A 21,379-nucleotide genomic window follows, 5' to 3' on the forward strand; every position below is an offset into this window, starting at 1 on the left:
TTAGTATTGTAAAGCAGCGCTGATTCCCTGGGGAAGAAGAAAACGAATCTTTTGATATCATCTAAGACCTTAGCGGCTATCAGTTGGCAAGGAATGTACTTATATAACTTCGAAGATAGTTTAAATTTATGGGGCAAACAATACGTAGTATACGCAAAAACTACGTAGTACTACTAAGTAGTACACTAGAGTAAATTACTAATACTTAACGAATTCAATATTTTCTTTTGCCCAATTGGTAAGGATATCTTTCTCTTTAACAAGACCTAATTTTGCAATAATATTAGAGCGGTGTTTGTCTATCGTTCTCATGGATAGGGACAACAATTCTGCGATATCTTTTGTAGATTTTCCCTCGGCAACGAACCTCACAATAGTGCGCTCTGAAGATGAAAGGAGTTTCATTTTTTGCATTTGCGGAGCGACTTCATCGTTATAAATAGCATCAAAAACAAGACTAAAGTATGGTGTTCCTTTATGCACACTTTGAATACAATTATGCAATTCTGAAAATGGTTCGTCTTTTAAGATGTAACCCGAAATATTCAATTTCTTAGCCTTATAGACAAAGGCTTTTTCTTTATGTGATGTGAGGATGATAAATTTAGTATCTGAGCCTTTGTCTTTACATTTTTTGATGACTTCAAACCCTGTGAGTAATGGCATTTGTTCGTCTAAAATAGCTATGTCTGTTTTTAAGTCCATAATCTTGTCTAAAGCCACTGCTCCATTTTCTGCAGCTGCAAGAACCTCGTAATTATATTCTTTAAGTTGATTGACTAAGCCATTTAATAAAATTGGATGATCGTCTGCTACAATTAATGTGATATTGCTATTCATTTTAAACTGGAATTTGAACTAATATGGATGTACCTTCTGCTGGTTTACTTTTAATGGAAAAACTACCTTTTAACATGCTGATGCGTTCGGCCATGGTTTTTAAACCCAAACTATTTTGCGTAATCTTGTCGGCAACATCGAAGCCTTGACCGTTATCTTTAATTAAAATTTTAATCCCATCACTTTGCTTCAAAATATTGACAATTAATGTTTTTGCATTGGCATGTTTCAAAACATTATTTACAGACTCTTGTATAAACCTATAAAAATTGAGCGATTCGGTTTCATTAAAACGCTCATTAACATCATCTAATTCAATAGAAACGAACATATCAGTTTCTTCGTCTAAATCTAACAATAACTGTTCAATGCTATCTGTAAGTCCGAGTTTGACCAAAGTCACAGGATATAAGTCTCTAGAAATACTTCGTACTTCTTCTAAAGCGATATGAGCAAGGCTAGATAATTCAGTTTGATTCGTGTTTTGAGCCTTCATTTTCAGCAGTGTTATCTGCTGACCTATACCATCGTGCAAATCTTTTGCTATTCGAGTGCGTTCTTCTTCCTGAGTTTTAATGAGTTCTTGCGAAAACACTTGTTGTCGTAACTGTCTTCTCCTTGAGTTTAGAAAAGAACGATACGCTATGAATCCACCAAATAACATAAGTAACCCTAAAGACCCAAAAAGTAATAGTTGGTTTTTATTTTTATTCTGAAGATTTAACACATCAATACTTGTCTTTTGGTTTTCAATTTCATGATCTCGTTTTTCTGTTTCATATAGTGTTTGGTAATAGGCTAACGATTTCAACTTTTGAACACTAGAAATCGAATCTTTAAGGATGTAATGATTTAAAATGTGTTTTTTGTAATTAATCTCGTCTCCATTTGCCTTGTATGCATTTGCCAAATATTGTTCGGCTGCAACAATATCACCAATATGTGCTTTTTTGTTTTTTAATATGGACAACAACTCCTTACTATAAGTTACAGCATTTTTATAATCCCCTTTTGTAAATGCCAGCACTCGTTCTGCTTTAACAAGTTCTTCTTTTAGTCTTTTAGTTTCGTCTTTTTGGTAAATGGCTTTTAGCTCTTCAAAATAAGTTTCAGCTTTTGTTATGCTATCATTTTCACAATAGGCATGAACTAATTGCGTCAAAATTCTAGGCAGTACTACATTAGCATTATTTGTTTTTTCATTAGCCAAAAAGCACGCTTTGATATTTATTAATTGTTGTTCAAAATTCTCTATTCTTTTATAGTCTTCAGCAGCATTGAAATATAAGTTAGATAAGGCTCTATAGCGATCTGTATCTCCAATCATTAAGATGGATTCTTTCCGTTCTTTTTCCGCCTCTTCATAAAAGGCATTTCGACTATACAAAATTGCTAATGCATTTTTTGCTCCAAGAATATTAGAGGTGTCTTTTAATTTTGAAAATATACCTACCGCTTCTTTTAAATGTTGAGATGCAACAGCAAATTTCCCTAATTCAGATTCATTATAACCTGTATACATTACAGCATAGGCATGCAACTTTTCATCTTTTGCTTTTAGAGCATAATTTTTAGCGATTGCATAATACTCAAAGGATGTATCGAAATCTCCAGTAAAGTAATAACTATCTGCAGCATTTAAATACATATAGCCTATTGGACCAAAATATGTGCCTTTATTTAATTTTTCGATATGGCTTTTGAATATTTTGAGTCCTTCTTCTGGCTTCCCTAAATAATTATTTTGAAACCCAATTAAATCAGCTACTCTTTGTGTGGCTAAGTTTAAAGAATCTAATGTTATCGCTAAAGAAATTGTTTGACGTACAATAGCGTCGTATTTTAATTCGGAATTGCGATAAGTAAGTTTTGTTAAGCTATCTAACCAGAAAAGGCGATCTCCTTTTTGCGTTTGTTGAATTTTAGAATTAGCAAATTCAATTTTAGTTTGTAGTTCAATATCTTGAGCTGTTATTTGGAATCCAAATAATAGAGAAATAGCGATAAAAATGTACTTCATAAGACACAGATAGACTTGTAAGATAATTCTTTTAAGTTCTAATTTGAGCTTATATGAGATTTGTTTACAAAATTCACACTAACCAATTGGTAATGATAATTTTAAGGAATATTTAAATACTTATGTGTTTGGAGAGAGACTTTCCATTTGGGATTTGCCATCACATAATCTACAATTTGAGGAACCACTTTATCCCGTTTGCTCCATTCTGGTTGGAGATATAGAATGCAGTCTTTGTTTACTTTTGCTGCTTGCTCTTCAGCAAAACGGAAATCATCTTTGTTATAAATGATGCACTTTAATTCGTGCGCTTTCTCATACACCTCTTCTGTGGGTAATTTCATTTTTTTTGGAGACAAACATATCCAATCCCATTCGCCAGTCAATTTATAGGCGCCAGACGTTTCAATATGTGTTTGAACGCCTTTGGCTTTTAACTGTTCAGTTAACGGTCCCATATCCCAAGTTAAGGGTTCGCCTCCAGTAACAACAATAATATCACTGTACTTGACAGCATTTTCAACAATTTTTGTCGCTTCAGTTGCTGGATGCAATTCTGGTAACCAACTTTCTTTTACATCACACCAATGACAGCCAACATCGCAACCACCAATTCTTACAAAATAGGCTGCAGTGCCTTTGTGATAACCTTCGCCTTGGATGGTATAAAATTCTTCCATTAGAGGCAATAAATGCCCTTTATCTATAAGTGCTTGTTTTTCTCGTCTTGTCATAGTCTGCAAAGATAGTTCAAAAGTGATAAGTTAAAAGTATTACGTCATAAGTTTTCATTTTAGTATATTTTAAACTTGACTAAAATTACACTATTTTTATGCAAATTTTGAATTATGAGTAGAACGGACGATTTTTTAAAAGAAATCACAGAGGGCAATACCAATAAAGGTGAGTTTATCACTTTGGGTGCTGCAATGCTTGATGGTGAAACCATGACCAATGCTTTTGTGAATGTGCCTTTAAAAACTATGAACAGACATGGTTTAATTGCTGGTGCAACTGGTACTGGTAAAACAAAAACATTACAAGTTTTAGCTGAAAATTTGAGTGAAAAAGGCATACCTGTTTTATTAATGGATATTAAAGGTGATTTAAGTGGTTTAGCACAACCAAGTCCTGGTCATCCAAAAATTGATGAGCGTCACGAAAAAATCGGATTACCATTTGATGCGAAAGCATTTCCGGTAGAAGTCATGACATTGTCTGAACAAGATGGTGTACGGTTAAGAGCAACCGTTAGTGAATTTGGACCTGTTTTATTATCAAGAATTTTAGATTTATCTGATGCGCAATCTGGAGTTGTCGCCGTGATTTTTAAATACTGTGATGATAACAAATTGCCATTACTTGATTTAAAAGACTTCAAAAAAATATTGCAATATACAACCCAAGAAGGTAAAGCCGAATTTACAGAAGCCTACGGAAGAATTTCAACAGCTTCTACTGGTGCCATCTTGAGAAAGGTGGTTGAATTAGAACAGCAAGGTGCCGATTTATTCTTTGGTGAAACCTCATTTGAAGTTGATGATTTATTGCGTATTGATGAGAATGGTAGAGGTTATATAAACATTATAAGGTTAACCGATATTCAAGATAGACCAAAATTGTTTTCAACGTTTATGTTGAGTTTATTGGCTGAAATATATTCTACATTTCCTGAGCAAGGTGATAGTGGACGACCAGAACTTATTATGTTTATTGACGAAGCGCATTTAATTTTTAATGAAGCCTCAAAAGCCTTATTAAATCAAATTGAAAGCATTGTGAAATTAATTCGAAGTAAAGGCGTTGGTCTTTATTTCGTGACTCAAAACCCGACTGATGTTCCTGAAGCTGTCTTAGGTCAGCTTGGTTTGAAAGTTCAGCACGCACTAAGAGCATTTACAGCGAAAGACAGAAAAGCAATCAAGCTTACGGCACAAAATTATCCAGACACTGAGTATTACGATACTGCAGATGTATTAACCTCATTAGGAATTGGAGAAGCATTAGTTTCCGCTTTAAACGAAAAAGGAAAACCGACACCTTTAGCGGCAACCATGATGCGAGCACCAATGAGTCGTATGGATGTTTTAACCGATAGTGAATTAGGCGGACTTTTAGCAAAATCTAAATTAGCAAGAAAATATAACGAAGAGGTTGACCGTGAAAGTGCTTATGAAATGCTAAATAAAAAAATTGAAGTTGCAGAAGCCGAAGAAGCAAAAGAGAAAGCACGACAAGAAAAAGAAGCCCTTAAAAAAGCAGAAACAAAACAGCGTACAAGACGAGCAAGTACAAGACAAAACCCTATAATTAAAGTATTAACAAGTCCAACAGTTATTAGAAGTGTTCTAGGTATCTTGACAAAAATGATGAAATAATAACAATAATAATCTCTATTTATAAATTCATGAATAAATCCCTATTAATAGTAGCATTTTTAGCCTTACTCATTAGTGGTTGTGCTACAGAAAAGAAACAAGATCCATTTCAAATTGGTAAGCAACATATTGGTTTATTAACCGATTCGACTCAAGTCAAGGATTTAGAATTAGCCTTTCCTGCAGATTCAATTGTAAAACACATTAAAGGAGATGAATTCACAGGAGACATTAATGATATTGAAGTTTATGATTCTACTGGAAAAAAACTCTTGATACTAACACCTACTCAATCTTTAGATTCAACTGCCGTAATTAAAAGTATTCATATTACAGATTCGCGATATAAGACAGCTAACAATATATCGACATTAAGTACGTTTGCTGATATAAAAAATAACTATAAAATTTCAGGAATATCAACACTAATTAATTCAATTGTTATTTCGGTAAACGAGATTAATGCCTCATTTACCATAGACAAAAAAGAGTTGCCAGCCAATTTACAGTTTAATATGGACTTAAAAATTGAAGCGGTTCAAATACCAGATAATGCGAAAATTAAATATTTCATGTTATATTGGTAGCAGATTTATAATCTTTCATGAGCAATAAGTCTGATAATTAAAAATTGTAATGAGAAAATACACTGTACAACACTCCCCATTTATTGTACCTACTGCTGATGGAAAAGTTATAAAAGAACACTTCGGACTTGCCACAGATGGCAATACTGATATTAGTATTGCACACATGATAGCACCTCCTGGTTGGAGTGAACCCTTTCAAACTCCAGAATTTGATGAATACACGTTTATCATCAGAGGGAAAAAGCAATTTATTATTGAAGGAGAAACTGTAATCTTAACCGAAGGACAGTCGATAAAAATTGAAAAAAATACTAAAGTTCAATACTCAAATCCATTTACTAACGTTTGTGAATATATTGCCATTTGCAAACCCGCTTTTTCAATGGAATTAGTTAATAGAGATGAGTAAATGAAAAACATATTCGCAAAACTAATTGGTGCCATAATCAATTTTATAGGCTTATTCTCTCGCAGAGCAGCATCTAAAATAGCCATAAAACTATTTTCTTCTCCTAGACGAAAAAGAATAAAAGAAGTCGAAAAAGATTTTTTAGAAACTGCATTTATTGAAGATCTCAAATACGATGATATAAGTATAATGACTTACCGTTGGTTAGGCAAAAAAGACACTGTGTTGTTGGCACATGGTTGGGAAAGTAATGCGGTTAGATGGAAAGATTTAATTTTAAAACTTAAAGCTTTAGACTATAATGTTATTGCTCTTGATGCTCCAGCGCATGGTTTATCAAGCGGAAAATTATTTAACGCTCTTATCTATTCGGAATGTATTAATGTTGTTGCAAAAAAGTTTAATGCAAAAATTGTAATTGGGCATTCTGTAGGAGGCATGGCAACTACCTTTTTTCTGCATAAATACCAATTGCCTACGATTGAAAAACTAGTATTACTTGGAGTTCCTTCAAACTTTGTAGGTGTTTTTGGGAGATATGTAAATATGATGGGTTACACTACTCGAATTTCAAAAACAATGGATGATCTTATCCTAGAACGTTTTCATAACAAGCCAGAACATTTTAATGCGGCGAAATTTTCAGAAACTATAACTGCTAAAGGGCTTTTAATTCATGATAAGTACGATGCTGTAATTCCGTATAGTGATGCCGAAGATTTTAAAAATTTCTATAAAAACTCAAAGTTAATTACTACGGAAGGGTTTGGTCATGGACTTCAATCTGAAACGGTTAATGACCATATTTTGACCTTTGTAAGTCATTAGTTTGTTGTACTTTTGAATATGCCTGAAGACTTAAAAAGAATCAACAAATATCTTAGCGAAGCTGGTTATTGCTCACGTCGTGAAGCCGACAAACTTATTGATGCTGGACGTGTAACCATTAACGGAACAGTCCCTGAAATGGGAACTAAAGTTGGACCAAATGATGAGGTCCATGTTGACGGAAAACTCATAAAAAACACCAAAGACACTTTTGTTTACTTAGCTTTTAATAAGCCTATTGGAATCGTTTGTACTACAGATACTAGAGTTGAAAAAGATAATATTATTGATTTTATAAAATATCCTAAACGAATCTTCCCTATTGGTAGATTAGATAAACCAAGTGAAGGTTTAATTCTTTTAACTGATGATGGTGATATTGTCAATAAAATTCTTCGTGCGAGTAATAATCACGAAAAAGAGTATGTAGTAACAGTCGACAAACCTATTTCTCAAACGTTTATTACACGCATGTCTGGAGGGATTTATCTAGATGAATTGAAACAAACCACAAAAAAGTGTGAGGTTGAAAAACTGAGCAAGTATTCCTTTAGGATTGTACTAACTCAAGGACTAAACCGACAAATTAGACGTATGTGTGATTATCTTAATTACGAGGTACTTACACTAAAACGTGTTAGAATTATGAACATTGTTTTGGATACTCCTGTAGGTGAATATCGTGAACTCACGCAAGACGAATTTAAAGAACTAAGTTCTTTATTAGAACATTCAAAAATGAATTACCAAACGAAATCTGAAAAAAATAAATAACAATTGCTTTCAAAACTTAAACACATATCAAATTCGAGAAGAAGTGTTCTAATTATCTCTTTAATTGTATGTATTGCTATTACTTTTGAAACTTTTCAGCAGTTGTATTATATCAAAAGATTTCAATCAGCTATAAATATTACCTTTTTTGATGTTCTTAAAACACAATCCTATCGTTGGTTAATTTGGTTACTATTTTCTTCCGTTTTAATTTGGTTTGTAAAGGCACAAACTACTAGAAAGAAAACAACACTTAGCTTTCTCAAACTTATCGGAATTATTTTTGGACTTGTACTCATAAATGTCATTATTATTTCATTAAGTCAAATGGTTTTATCTAATGAAGAGTTTTCGTTTTCGGAATTAATTTCAGAATACCTTCCATTTTTCACCTATCAAAAAGCACCAATTTACACCTTAGGCTATATTGCCATAAGTCTGATTCTATATTTATATTTTGAAAATGAAAAACTTCAAATAGAAGTGCAAGAACTTTCAGAATTAGAACTCACAAATAGCAAACTTTACAAAAAATTACTAGCCCAAGTTGATGAAAAATCCACCGTTTTAAATATTAAAATTGGCAATAAACATAAAATTATTCCTGTAGAGCAAATTAGTTGGATTGAGGCTGACGATTACTGTGTAAAGGTTCACACTACAACAAATAAAACCTATACTATGCGAAGTTCGCTTAAAGCTTTAGAAGAAAAATTAAACTCAAACTTTCTTCGTGTTCATAGAAAAGCCATCGTAAATATGGACTTGGCAAAAGAATTACATCTTGCAAACACTCCAAATCTTATTCTTCAAAACGAAACCGAAATTCCAGTTTCAAAAAGTAACTTAAGAACCGTAAAAGATTTTTTTAAATAGTATTAAGGTTTTCTTAACTCACTTTACTGCAAATTAAACCTCGCTCTCTGCAATTGCATAGTAGAACCCATTTTTTTTGACTTGATTTGAATTCAATCAAAAACTTACACTTATGAAAACTGCAGTATTTATCTTATTCTCTTTTTGCTCAACATTATGTTTCGGACAATATGATTATGATGTTTCAAAAACAAATCCTTATGGATTACCAAATCCAGAAGCACCAGAACAAATAAAAGATTTTGAACCTATGATTGGTTTGTGTAATTGTAAATCTACAACTCGAAAACAGGATGGTACTTGGAATACGTCAGAAGACATTACTTGGGAATGGAAATATATTTTAAATGGAACAGCTGTACAAGACCTAACTTTAAAACCTGATGGATCACACTCGGGAAGTATCAGACAGTTTATAAAAGATAGCAGCAGATGGTATGTGCATTGGTTTTCGGCAAAAACGCCATCAACAAAATTCCCGGTATGGGAAGGCAATAAAAAAGACGACAAAATTGTCCTATACAAAGAACAAAAAGCACCTAATGGTACTGATGGTTTTTTCAGACTAACCTTTTATGACATGAGTAAATCAGGTTACAAATGGATTGGCGAATGGGTTGACACTACAGAAACCGTAGTCTTTCCTACATGGAAAATCGACTGTGAGAGATAGGTTAAAACACACATTAAATAAATCGATTATAGAAAATAAATAGTTAATTTCGTTTACTAAATATTTAATATGTCGACAATTCCACCATTTCATATTGCAATTCCTGTTCATAATTTAGAAGAATGCCGAACGTTTTACAGAGATATTCTAAACTGTGAAGAAGGTCGAAGTAGTGATCATTGGGTCGATTTTAATTTATTTGGTCATCAGTTAGTGATTCATTATAAACCAATATCTGATGAAAAAACACACACTAATGCAGTCGATGGAAAATCAGTTCCTGTTCCTCATTATGGTGTGGTTTTACCATGGCAAACATTTCAAGACTTTTCAACATCATTAAAAGATAAAGGTGTACAATTTATTATTGAGCCATACATTAGATTTGAAGGACAAGTTGGAGAGCAAGCCACAGCATTTTTTTTAGATCCAGCTGGAAATGCTTTAGAATTTAAAGCCTTCAAAGACAGCAATCAACTTTTTGCAAAATAATACGGTTTTTTTTAAACTAACTTCATTTACCAGGCACTAGAATTGATAAAAAACAACACCTCTAATCTTTTACAGATTAAAGGTGCTGAAAGTTGCTAAAAAATCAATTATTCTGGTTGGTTATTTATCTAGTACAACTTTTTTAATTTTAGTTCCATCTTTCGTAATTACTTTTAAGTAATATACTTGACTTGCTAGTCCTGTAAGATTAATATCGATTTCATTATCTCTAATATCACTGAATGATCGACTAAACATTTTAGTCCCAATCAAATCATAAAGCTCAATGGTTGCATAATTATCTGATAATCTATTCGGCATAATAGTCAGTTTACCACTAGTTGGATTAGGGAACATTTCAAAATCAAAATCTAAATGTCTACCCAATAACCCGTTGTAATAATCTGTTTTTGTACATGTTGAATCTAATGTGATTTGACATATTGTTGTACATCCATTTGCATCAGTTACTTCAACTGTAAAGGTTGCTAACTGCATTCCTGGCAGAAAAGTCATCGTATCAGATTCAGCTCCAGAATCTATATTCCATGATCCATAATAAGCTGATTTATCCATTGACCATGAATATGTATATGGTCCAACACCTCCCATTTGAGTCACAGTTAAACTGTTATTGGTTCTATCGGTACATCTTATTTCATTGCCTTCATAAGACTTTTCTATTCTACACATTAACTCTTCTGGTTGTCCTATAACAACTAACTTACCATCAACACACGGATTCTGTACTCTTGATGATTTGCTTTCTTTACTTATAGAACTCATACGAGATGAATTATCTATTAAACTAGCTACGACAACATACGTTCCTGCAGCAAAGAATTCTTGTCCGCTTAAATCTGGACCAATTCCATTCAGCTTAATGGTATAAAATGCACCTTCACTTATACTCTCTATAGTTATAGTTCCATCTTCAGCTCCATAACACGTCACATCGGTAGAACTCACTTGAACATCAACAAGAGCTGGCTCAAAAATTGTAATATCTTCTGAAATTATGCAATCTGCATCATCGTTACCTTCAAAATAAGCAACAACAGTATAAGTGCCTGGCTCATAAAGCATATTAGTATCGTAAGGCAATCCGTTTACAGTAACAGTAGCTCCTTCAGTAACAAAGTTAACGGTAATTGTACCATCATTAAGTCCAAAACAAGTAACGTCTGAATAGTCTAACTCTAATTCTATACAAATACAATCTGGAGAGATTACATTCACTGAGTTCGTACATTCAATAGCATTAGAAACCGTTGAAGTTGTTGTTACAACAATATCATTATCTATTGGAATATTTATTATAGTCCATAAACCTCCTCCATTATCAACAGGAGTTCCTAGAGAACTTGACACTGTGCCTTCAGAGACTTGGACATTTACTGAATATGTTCCATAAGTTTCGTCACAAACAGGTTCACTAGCTGTAATTTCTAAAAGCAATTCTTCAACCGTTACTGTTGCCATAGCATCAGGACAAGGATCAGTACCTGCAACGGTATACGTATACACATTTGCTCCACCTGGTTCTGGGCTCCATGTACCACCTTCATTTGGATCGCCTTCTAGAGCTTCAAATAGTTCTTCAGCTGTAACTGTTCCATTTTCACAAATGGTAAGCATACCATTTGTTCCTGCATCAACAGACTCACGGCCTTCGATACTAAAAGTAGAATTACAACTTACACCATTAGGATTACAACGATCTGTTGCGATATAATCGAACGATAAATCAATACTAGTTTCACAAACATAGCTAGGTAAACTAGGGAATGCATCAAGGTTATCAGTTGCATTACAACCTCCACTCATTGTGAAACCTAACTTCCATGCGTCATAAGCATCTTGAATTTCCTGTTGTGTCAATGATGACCCTAAATTAACTTCTGTTGGGCAACTGACCTCCAATGTTGCTGATGGTGTAATTGTGAAGCTTGCTGTTTCACTATCATTCTCGCATAAATCAGTTACATTATATGTTACATCAACTGTTCCTCCAGCACATAAGTCTGGTGCACTGTAAGCACTTGCTAATTGGCCTGAAGCATCACATCCACCTGTATATCCAAACTTATCTAAAAATGCTTGGAAGGCTAAATCTAATGTTCCTTGGTTGGCGTAATCACATGATGCATAACTTTCGTCTGCAACCTCTGTAACTTCTAATGTTGAAACAAAAGCTTTTACAGTAAAACTACATGTGATTATTGGTGTCTTAGCACAATCATCACCAGCATTTATGCCAATTGAGATTACTTGATCGGTACTTCCACATTGAGTTGGCGCTTGTAAAGCTGAAACATCTGTTGAGTATTCAACATAAGGATTACAACCTCCTGTAGCACTAAAGCTTGATAAGACTGCTGCTTTCCATATATCGAATGCTGCTGAGATTTCTGCATCTGTCGAACATCCATCAACTTCGTTGTCTGTTGGACATTCACCAATTAATGCTAAATCTTCTGCTGCTCCAACCTTAAATGTTGATGAACAACTTACTCCATTTGAATTACAGGCATCTGAAGCTGTTAATGTAAATGACAAGTTTATTGCTGCTCCACATACATAAGCTGGTAATTCTGGAACATCTGCAATATTTGATATTGGATTATCTCCATCATTTACACCAAAGCCTCCAATCCACGTAGTATAAGCTAACAAAATATCTGCTTCACTTGTACATGAATCTAAATTGACCTCTGTAGGACAGTCTACTGTTAATCCCGTAACTCCAGGAACGAAGAATGTTGAACTACATGTAACTCCATTTGGATTACAATGATCGGTAGCTATATAATCGAAACTAATGTTTACACCTGTTCCACAATCGTAATTTGGTAAACTTGGTATCCCATTTAAATTATCTGAAACATTACAACCTCCTGTATAACCAAATTCTGCTACCCATAAATTATAAGCATCCGAAATCTCTTGAGCTGTTAACGATGAACCTAATACTACATCTGTTGGACAACTTACTTCTAATTGATCCGATGGGACTATTTCAAAACTCGCTAACTCTTCTTTGGTCTCACATAAATCTGTTACTGTATAAATAACATTTACGGTTCCTCCTGAACATAAGTCTGGTGCACTGTAAGCACTTGCTAATTGGCCTGAAGCATCACATCCACCTGTATATCCAAACTTATCTAAAAACGCTTGGAAGGCTAAATCTAATGTTCCTTGGTTGGCGTAATCACATGATGCATAACTTTCGTCTGCAACCTCTGTAACTTCTAATGTTGAAACAAAAGCTTTTACAGTAAAACTACATGTGATTATTGGTGTCTTAGCACAATCATCACCAGCATTTATGCCAATTGAGATTACTTGATCGGTACTTCCACATTGAGTTGGCGCTTGTAAAGCTGAAACATCTGTTGAGTATTCAACATAAGGATTACAACCTCCTGTAGCACTAAAGCTTGATAAGACTGCTGCTTTCCATATATCGAATGCTGCTGAGATTTCTGCATCTGTCGAACATCCATCAACTTCGTTGTCTGTTGGACATTCACCAATTAATGCTAAATCTTCTGCTGCTCCAACCTTAAATGTTGATGAACAACTTACTCCATTTGAATTACAGGCATCTGAAGCTGTTAATGTAAATGACAAGTTTATTGCTGCTCCACATACATAAGCTGGTAATTCTGGAACATCTGCAATATTTGATATTGGATTATCTCCATCATTTACACCAAAGCCTCCAATCCACGTAGTATAAGCTAACAAAATATCTGCTTCACTTGTACATGAATCTAAATTGACCTCTGTAGGACAGTCTACTGTTAATCCCGTAACTCCAGGAACGAAGAATGTTGAACTACATGTAACTCCATTTGGATTACAATGATCTGTGGCTGTGTACGTAAAATCTAGATCTACTGCTGTTCCGCAATCAAAAGTTGGTAAGCTTGGGAACGAGCCTAAGTTATCTGTTGCATTACAACCTCCACTCATTGTAAAATCTAACTTCCATGCGTCATAAGCATCTTGAATTTCTTGTTGCGTTGATGATGAACCTAATACTACATCTGTTGGACAACTAACCTCTAATTGATCTGAAGGTACTATTTCAAAACTCGCCAACTCTTCTTTGGTTTCACATAAATCTGTTACTGTATAAATAACATTTACAGTTCCTCCCGTACATAAATCTGGTGCACTATAAGCACTTGCAAATTGTCCTGAAGCATCACATCCACCTGAATATCCAAACTTATCTAAAAACGTTTGGAAGGCAAGATTCAATGCATCTTGTGTTTCATAATTACATGATGGATAAGACTCATCTTCTACTTCGTTTAATGCTAATGTAGATTCAAATGCTCTTACTGTAAAGGTACACTCAATTGGTTGAGTCGCTCCACAGTCGTCTTTTGCATTTATAAATACACTAATAACTTGGTCTTGTGTTCCACAAATTGTTGGCGGAACTAAACTAGAGACATCTGTAGAATATTCAACATAAGCATTACAGCCTCCTATGGCATCAAAATTTGTAAGTATTCCTGTTTTCCAATTTCCAAAGGCTACTGCTATTTCATCTAAGGTAGAGCAACCATCAATATCATTTGTAAAATCACAATGTCCAATTAACATTAATGGTTCTGGCACTGCTAATCTAAAGTATGATGAACATGACACACCATTTATATTACATGCGTCGTAGGCTGTTAATTCAAATTCTAAATCAATTGCTTCTCCACATACAAAATCTGGAAGCAATGGGATATCATCTATATTTGATGTTGGATTATCTCCATCATTTACACCAAAGCCATCTCGCCACGTATTATATGCTAATAAAATATCTACCTGACTTGTACATGCTGGCAATTCTATGCCTGTTGGGCAATCTACTGTTAAACCTGTTACACCTGGCACAAAGAATGTGGAATTACATGTAATTCCATTTGGATTACAACGATCTGTAACTATATAGTCAAAACTGATATTTACTCCTGTTCCACAATCGTAATTTGGTAAAGCTGGAATCCCATCTAAATTATCTGATACATTACAACCTCCTGTATAACCAAAGTTTGCTACCCATAAATCATAAGCATCTGAAATCTCTTGAGCTGTTAAGGATGAACCTAAGGTCACACCTGTTGGACAACTTACTTCTAATTGAGCAGATGGAACTATTTCAAAACTTGCCAACTCTTGTTGAGTCTCACATAAATCTGTTACATTATAAATAACATTTACTATTCCTCCAGTACATAAGTTTGGAGCAATATAAGCACTTGCAAATTGTTCTGATGCATCACATCCTCCTACATATCCAAACTTATCTAAAAATGTTTGGAAGGCAATATTCAATGCGTCTTGTGTTTCATAATTACATGATGGATAAGACTCATCTTCTACCTCATCTAACGTTAATGTTGATTCAAATGCTCTAACTGTAAAACTACAAGGAATCGCTATAGTTTTTCCACAATCATCACTCGCATTTATATCTACTGTAATTACCTGATCTGTACTACCACACTGTGTTGGTGCCTGTAAAGCTGAAACATCTGTAGAATATTCTACTTCTGCATTACAACCTCCTGTAGCACTAAAGTTTGATAAAACTGCCGCTTTCCATATATCGAATGCTGCTGAAATCTCTGCATTGGTTGAACAGCCATCAACCTCATTATCTGTCGGACAGTCACCAACTAATGCCAAATCATTTGAGTAAGCTGGTACTGTAAAGGTTGCTGTTACAGGTGATGTTTCACCACAGTCATCCTTTGCATTTATATCTACTGATACAACTTGTGCTGTAGTATTGCAATAACCATCAACTGAAAGCGTGTTTAAATCTACTGAATATTCAACTTCTGCATTACAACCTCCTGTAGCAGTCAAGTTCTCTAATGATAATATCCATGCTGCAAACTCATCTGCAGGATTAACACAAGCTAATGTTGTTACACTTGATGGAGTAGCACTTAATGCTAAATCATTAGAATAGGCAGGAACTGTAAAGGTTGCTGTTACTGGTGTAGTTTCGCCACATTCATCCTTTGCATTTATATTTACTGTAACTACTTGAGCAGTAGTTAAACAGTATCCTGAAACTGATAAGTTACCTAATATTTGATCATACTCAACTAATGGATTACATCCTCCTGTTGCAGTCATATTTTGTAAGGCCGTTATCCAATCACTAAACTTTGTTGATGGATCTTCACATGCATCTGTTGTAACATCTGCTGGCTTTAAACTTAAGGCCAAATCATTTGAATACGCAGGAACAGTAAAAGTTGCTGTTACTGGTGTTGTTTCATCACAATCATCCTTTGCATTAATATTTACTGTTACCACTTGAGCAGTAGTTGAACAGTATCCTGAAACTGATAAGTTACCTAATATTTGATCAAATTCAACTAATGGATTACATCCTCCTGTTGCCGTCATATTTTGTAAGGCCGTTATCCAATCACTAAACTTTGCTGTTGGATCTTCACATGCATCTGTTGTAACATCTGCTGGCTTTAAACTTAAGGCCAAATCATTTGAATACGCAGGAACTGTAAAAGTTGCTGTTACTGGTGTTGTTTCACCACAATCATCCTTTGCATTAATATTTACTGTTACCACTTGAGCAGTAGTTGAACAATACCCTGAAACTGATAAGTTACCTAATACTTGATCGTATTCTACTAATGGATTACATCCACCAGTTGCCGTCATATTTTGTAAGGCCGTTATCCAATCACTAAACTTTGCTGCAGGATCTTCACATACACTAGTTGTTACGTCATCTGGCTTAGCACTTAATACTAAATCTGGATTTAAAATAATAATATCTTGAACGCAACTAATAAATTCAACATTATCAAATGATAATGTATATGTTCTCACAAAATCAGCGCCATCACCATCACCACATACATCAGTATCACCAATATCTTCATGATCCATAGTTATTACAGCTCCACAAGCTTCAATACCCGTAAAAACATCAGCTGGATCAGTAAATGCTGCTGGGATTGCACATCCTTCTTCATTTATTGCTTGTAAACTACAGGTAGCTGTTTGAGTACATAAAGACTCAGTCACCTCAGCAGAACTACTATCACTTAGAGGATCACCTGTAGGTGTTTCACCAGTAACATTTGCTGTATTATTAAAAGGAAAACTTTGTCCTCCTGAGAATGTATTTTGATAATAGTAAGTAATCGATTGACCTGAAGTCATAGATGTTTGGAAAGCTGGTGTTAAATCATTTTCATCAATTCCTATATCTGCATCTGAAAAATCCATATTACTTATGGTCTGATCTCCAGCATTAGTAATTGTAAAACAATAGGTCACTTCAGAATCATTTGGATTTGGAATGGTTTTACTACCATTACATCCAACTCCATTATCATGACCTGCATATACCGTTTTTTCTAATTGTAAATCGTTATTACATCCACTTTGAGCTATGTCTAAGAAACATTGCGTTAAATCTCCTGCAGAAATTAAACCGTAATCCGCAGTTAAAACAGTTAAGGTTGGATTTCCTGGTCCATCATCAACTATTGGTCCTGAAATTGCTGAAAGGTTAGCTGCTGAAATACCAGTACCTACACCTAGCATAAACATATGTGAACCTTGTTGTTTTATAGCACAAGCTTCGTCTAAAGCATTACTCAAAGAAATACCTGCTGATTGATTAGTTTGAATAATTCCATCTGAATCACGAACATAAGCTGTAGGATTACCATCCGTCATAAATAAAACTATATCTGCTACTTGGATAGCATTTAAATCTTGTACCTTATTAAATGCATCTTCCCAATTGGTCCATCCACCAGTAGTATTAGCATTACTTCCATATTGAACCACAAGACCTGTTGTAGCATCATTCAAACCATCAATATAAGCTTGATTAACAATGTTCCAATTTGTAAAACCACCGTATGTTGGTATATCTGCACTAGTAGCAAACTCAACAAAAGCCATTTGAGCTCCTGTATCTTTTAAAGCGTTGGCTAAAGCTAAGGATGCCGCTTCAACTTGTCCTTCAGTTGTAGCACCAATTGAACCCGATTCATCTAAAACAACGGCTACTTTTAGTGCATTACATGAAGGTGAAGGGTTAATAGGATTAATACAACAATCATCTGGTGAGCCAGAGATATTGATAGTACAATCATCAGGATTAAATGGCTCAGCGCAACTTCCTATTGTAGCAGGAATTACAGTTGAAATATCTACATTATAATCAGTTCCTATTGGATAAGTTAATGTAAAAGAGCCTGACAGTGATCCGCTATCTAAATTACCTAGACAAACATCGTTAGAAATACTTAAAGCATTTGGATCTGATGCTGTGTATTGCGCATTAGCACCTATTACTGGAATAGTCAGCGTATATGTATTATTACTATTACATTGAGTACTCTGAGAACCAATCTCTAAACTACAGCCAACAACGTCTCCGTTACCACAACCATATCGAGCTTTAAAGTTAATTGAAAAATCATAATTATTTGTAGATTCTTGATCCCAGACCATTACATAATAGTTCGTTGGTTCACTAAATGATGGAACTACAAAAGGTGTATCTGCCCAACCTGTAAAATTAATACCGCAATCAGCAAAAGTTAAATCATTACAATCTCCACTTAAGCCAGAATTTAATCCAGCTGTTGGACTATTTGTATAAAATAAAGCCCATGCAATATTATCTGGACCTCCAATAATTTGAAATTCTGAAGAACCAGAATTTGCTCTTACATCAAAATTAAACCATAAAATATCTTGGCCTTCAATTGGACGATTAAGTACAACTGGATTACCAGTTGAAGGATCAATACAGTCTGCCAAAACAGGAAGCTCAAAACTACTTGAACAGTATTGTGTATTAGGCATTATATTAGACTCTGTAGCTGCCGCACTTGCACATGCTATTATACCTCCATTACCACCACTTGAAACTGCCCCACCAGACCACGAATCGCCTTTATCCCATCGATGTGCAACACAAGGCTGACCTACATCATTAGGGCATTTAAAAGAAATAGACCAAGATAAAACTGAACCTATGTCTTGACCAGCATTATCACAAACTTTCAATGTCCAATTTCCATCAGCTGCTAATCCATCTAAATCTGAAAAATTACCCTCAGGTAAAAAGTCACCAGTAAATGGAGGGGAACCAGCAGTGATACTGTTAGTCGCATCAGGACTAAAACTTGTATTGGTGTAATTATTTCCGCTGCCACCATTACTATCTGATAACAAAACTACAGTTGTCCCATTAGGAGCGACTATAGAAATTTCTAAATCACCAGTATACGTATGATCAATATTTAAAACTATTTCATCAAGAACCTTACTAACACCCAAATTACCGATTCCTGCAGCTGTCGCTGTAAAATCATTTGTAGTTGGGCAATTATTATCATCGATAGAACCAGTTGTTCCATTAAAGGTTTGCCCTTGCGACATGTTAAATCCTAAAAACAAAAAAGTCAGAAATAGCAACAATTGCTTTTTGACTTTAATTTTGGAAAATAAGGTGTTGTATTTATTACAACAAGTGTTCATTGAATTAATAGCTACAGCATTCATAATGATTGGTTTTATTGATTAAACCAAACATAAATGTGTTACAGGTTAGTGCAAACTTGGGTTGATAGGCTATTAATCAACCGAAAAAAAAATGCTATTCGTATTCAAATAATATCTGTAGGGAGAATGTGATATTAAATCGGATGAAATGTACAAAAAAATGAACATGACTAATTGACTTTTAGACTATTCCCAAAAAAAGCAGTTAAAAAGATTAGAGTTGTAAGAAATTTCTTGAAATATAAAAAATCGTAATTAACGAACTGTTTAACAACAGGATACAATACTATTTCTTAATAATTTTACTTCCCGAAGTCCAATAAAACACTAAATAAATAATCAGAAACAGAGGAATAATAATTAATTGGGTAATGACAATATAATACGGCCATTCTCCAAAATAATCCAATACTGAAGCTGATTTTGGTTTTTCATTTAGGTAAAAATAGTTGGCATCAAGTAGTACATTTATACACACCATAAAAACAACATACAGTTGAAGGGCAAAAAAGGAAATAAAAACACTTTTTAACCTTGGTTTCATTTCAAAAACAAAAATCGCATAAAAAATTATGCATAATAATCCTAAATGCACAATCCAATATCTGAAATAATCAAAACTCGGAAAACCTATGGCTATATCTGGAGTTAAGACGCCTTGAATGGTTCCAGCAATTATCCAAAACACCAAAACCTCGAACATCCAATACTTTCTGTGATATGAAAAAATTGGAATTAACAACGCAATCAAACTACATAAATACAAGGGTAAATCTGTCTTAATATCATAGGACTCAAAACAAATATGATATACATGAAAACTTAAGACACTAAGTGAAATAAAGATCCCTAAGCCAATAAATACTTTTGATTTAATTTTAGAATTGGTAGACTGTTTAGCGTACTTAATTAATAGTATAGAACACAAAATAGCAATACCAATTGGCATAAGATGTTCTAAAGAACCAATCGTAACTCGTTGTAAAGATGATAAAGCCATAAATTGCATTAAGCAATATAGCTAAATTGATTTACATTCGCTGTTCTCTTGCCAGCAAGGTGTTTTTAAGGAGCATTGCAATTGTCATTGGGCCAACACCTCCTGGTACAGGCGTAATAAAACTTGCTTTTTTACTTACATTTTCGAAGTCTACATCTCCTGTAATAATATAGCCTTTAGGAGAACTTTCATCAGCTACTCGCGTTATTCCTACATCAATAATAACAACATCATCTTTAACCATTTCTGCTTTCAGAAAATTCGGAACTCCAAGTGCAGAAATGATAATATCTGCTTGAGACGTAATTTGTGTAATGTTCTTGGTATGACTGTGCGTTAGCGTTACTGTAGAGTTTCCTGGAAATCCTTTACGTCCCATTAAAATACTCATTGGTCTTCCAACGATATGACTTCTCCCAATTACAACGGTGTGTTTTCCTTGGGTATCTACGGCATAGCGATCAAGTAATTCTAGAATACCAAAAGGTGTTGCTGGTATAAATGTACTCATATCTAATGCCATTTTTCCAAAGTTTTCAGGATGAAACCCATCAACATCTTTACTCGGATCTACAGCCATTAAAACTTTTTGGGTATTGATTTGAGGAGGTAGTGGTAATTGAATAATAAAACCATCGATATCGTCATTTTGATTTAACTCTTCAATTTGATCTAACAATTCTATCTCACTAGTTGTATTTGACATCCGCACCATTGTTGACTCAAATCCTACCCGTTCACACGCACGAACTTTACTACCAACATAGGTTAAACTTGCACCATCATTACCAACAATAACAGCTGCTAAATGGGGAACTTTTTCGCCTTTAGCTTTCATTTTTTTGACTTGTTCAGTAATTTCATCTTTAATGTCGTTACTTACTTTTTTTCCGTCTAAGATTGTCATGCTG

14 protein-coding genes are annotated in these 21,379 nt (G+C 34.3%); 8 read left to right on the forward strand and 6 right to left on the reverse strand.

Features of this window, described 5'->3' with window-relative positions; translation table 11 throughout:
* Positions 1-198 precede the first annotated feature (198 nt).
* The 3 genes from VOI25_RS06140 to VOI25_RS06150 form a co-directional block, all read right to left on the reverse strand.
* Complete coding sequence (locus tag VOI25_RS06140; RefSeq protein ID WP_323788181.1) at positions 199-840, reverse strand: response regulator transcription factor; 642 nt, start codon at positions 838-840, stop codon at positions 199-201.
* 1 nt (position 841) lies between these two features.
* Positions 842-2,860 carry a sensor histidine kinase gene (locus tag VOI25_RS06145; protein ID WP_323788182.1) on the reverse strand — a complete coding sequence of 673 codons (2,019 nt, stop codon included), beginning with the start codon at positions 2,858-2,860 and terminating at the stop codon, positions 842-844.
* Positions 2,861-2,961: 101 nt separating this feature from the next.
* Entirely contained in the window at positions 2,962-3,594 is a 633-nt protein-coding gene (locus tag VOI25_RS06150) for a 7-carboxy-7-deazaguanine synthase QueE (protein ID WP_323788183.1), read from the reverse strand.
* Between the two features lie 114 nt (positions 3,595-3,708).
* On the opposite strand from VOI25_RS06150, the gene VOI25_RS06155 reads away from it, so the two are divergent.
* The 8 genes from VOI25_RS06155 (at position 3,709) to VOI25_RS06190 (ending at position 9,880) form a co-directional block, all read left to right on the forward strand.
* Complete coding sequence (locus VOI25_RS06155) at positions 3,709-5,238, forward strand: helicase HerA-like domain-containing protein (RefSeq protein WP_323788184.1); 1,530 nt, start codon at positions 3,709-3,711, stop codon at positions 5,236-5,238.
* 29 nt (positions 5,239-5,267) lie between these two features.
* Positions 5,268-5,825, forward strand: a complete 558-nt coding sequence (locus VOI25_RS06160; RefSeq protein WP_323788185.1) for a hypothetical protein — start codon at positions 5,268-5,270, stop codon at positions 5,823-5,825.
* Between the two features lie 49 nt (positions 5,826-5,874).
* Positions 5,875-6,237 (forward strand): cupin domain-containing protein, encoded by a 363-nt coding sequence (locus tag VOI25_RS06165; protein ID WP_323788186.1) that lies wholly within the window; start codon positions 5,875-5,877, stop codon positions 6,235-6,237.
* Positions 6,238-7,065: an alpha/beta hydrolase gene (locus VOI25_RS06170; RefSeq protein ID WP_323788187.1), complete on the forward strand. Its 828-nt coding sequence runs from the start codon at positions 6,238-6,240 to the stop codon at positions 7,063-7,065.
* 18 nt (positions 7,066-7,083) lie between these two features.
* Positions 7,084-7,839, forward strand: a complete 756-nt coding sequence (gene rluF, locus VOI25_RS06175) for a 23S rRNA pseudouridine(2604) synthase RluF (protein WP_323788188.1) — start codon at positions 7,084-7,086, stop codon at positions 7,837-7,839.
* A 3-nt stretch (positions 7,840-7,842) separates the two neighbouring features.
* Positions 7,843-8,715: a LytTR family DNA-binding domain-containing protein gene (locus VOI25_RS06180; protein ID WP_323788189.1), complete on the forward strand. Its 873-nt coding sequence runs from the start codon at positions 7,843-7,845 to the stop codon at positions 8,713-8,715.
* Between the two features lie 112 nt (positions 8,716-8,827).
* The gene (locus tag VOI25_RS06185) at positions 8,828-9,388 is read left to right on the forward strand and encodes a hypothetical protein (RefSeq protein ID WP_323788190.1); all 561 of its coding nucleotides are present in this window, start codon (positions 8,828-8,830) and stop codon (positions 9,386-9,388) included.
* A gap of 69 nt (positions 9,389-9,457) precedes the next feature.
* Positions 9,458-9,880: a VOC family protein gene (locus VOI25_RS06190; RefSeq protein WP_323788191.1), complete on the forward strand. Its 423-nt coding sequence runs from the start codon at positions 9,458-9,460 to the stop codon at positions 9,878-9,880.
* A gap of 120 nt (positions 9,881-10,000) precedes the next feature.
* Here VOI25_RS06190 and VOI25_RS06195 read toward each other — a convergent pair whose 3' ends face one another.
* The 3 genes from VOI25_RS06195 to VOI25_RS06205 form a co-directional block, all read right to left on the reverse strand.
* On the reverse strand, positions 10,001-19,345 hold the full coding sequence (locus tag VOI25_RS06195; protein WP_323788192.1) for a proprotein convertase P-domain-containing protein: 9,345 nt from the start codon (positions 19,343-19,345) through the stop codon (positions 10,001-10,003).
* Positions 19,346-19,754: 409 nt separating this feature from the next.
* Positions 19,755-20,468: a TIGR02206 family membrane protein gene (locus VOI25_RS06200; RefSeq protein WP_323788193.1), complete on the reverse strand. Its 714-nt coding sequence runs from the start codon at positions 20,466-20,468 to the stop codon at positions 19,755-19,757.
* Positions 20,469-20,499: 31 nt separating this feature from the next.
* Positions 20,500-21,375 (reverse strand): bifunctional 5,10-methylenetetrahydrofolate dehydrogenase/5,10-methenyltetrahydrofolate cyclohydrolase, encoded by an 876-nt coding sequence (locus tag VOI25_RS06205; RefSeq protein WP_323788194.1) that lies wholly within the window; start codon positions 21,373-21,375, stop codon positions 20,500-20,502.
* Between the last annotated feature and the right edge of the window lie 4 nt (positions 21,376-21,379).

The organism is Psychroserpens sp. (assembly GCF_034670085.1).
Classification (GTDB): Bacteria; Bacteroidota; Bacteroidia; order Flavobacteriales; family Flavobacteriaceae; genus Psychroserpens.

Bases quoted from the DNA above. Each gene is read 5' to 3' on its own strand.
- VOI25_RS06140 (WP_323788181.1), bottom strand. From the start codon at position 840: ATGAATAGCAATATCACATTAATTGTAGCAGACGATCATCCAATTTTA.
- VOI25_RS06145 (WP_323788182.1), bottom strand. From the start codon at position 2,860: ATGAAGTACATTTTTATCGCTATTTCTCTATTATTTGGATTCCAAATA.
- VOI25_RS06150 (WP_323788183.1), bottom strand. From the start codon at position 3,594: ATGACAAGACGAGAAAAACAAGCACTTATAGATAAAGGGCATTTATTG.
- VOI25_RS06155 (WP_323788184.1), top strand. From the start codon at position 3,709: ATGAGTAGAACGGACGATTTTTTAAAAGAAATCACAGAGGGCAATACC.
- VOI25_RS06160 (WP_323788185.1), top strand. From the start codon at position 5,268: ATGAATAAATCCCTATTAATAGTAGCATTTTTAGCCTTACTCATTAGT.
- VOI25_RS06165 (WP_323788186.1), top strand. From the start codon at position 5,875: ATGAGAAAATACACTGTACAACACTCCCCATTTATTGTACCTACTGCT.
- VOI25_RS06170 (WP_323788187.1), top strand. From the start codon at position 6,238: ATGAAAAACATATTCGCAAAACTAATTGGTGCCATAATCAATTTTATA.
- rluF (WP_323788188.1), top strand. From the start codon at position 7,084: ATGCCTGAAGACTTAAAAAGAATCAACAAATATCTTAGCGAAGCTGGT.
- VOI25_RS06185 (WP_323788190.1), top strand. From the start codon at position 8,828: ATGAAAACTGCAGTATTTATCTTATTCTCTTTTTGCTCAACATTATGT.
- VOI25_RS06190 (WP_323788191.1), top strand. From the start codon at position 9,458: ATGTCGACAATTCCACCATTTCATATTGCAATTCCTGTTCATAATTTA.
- VOI25_RS06195 (WP_323788192.1), bottom strand. From the start codon at position 19,345: ATGTCGCAAGGGCAAACCTTTAATGGAACAACTGGTTCTATCGATGAT.
- VOI25_RS06200 (WP_323788193.1), bottom strand. From the start codon at position 20,468: ATGGCTTTATCATCTTTACAACGAGTTACGATTGGTTCTTTAGAACAT.
- VOI25_RS06205 (WP_323788194.1), bottom strand. From the start codon at position 21,375: ATGACAATCTTAGACGGAAAAAAAGTAAGTAACGACATTAAAGATGAA.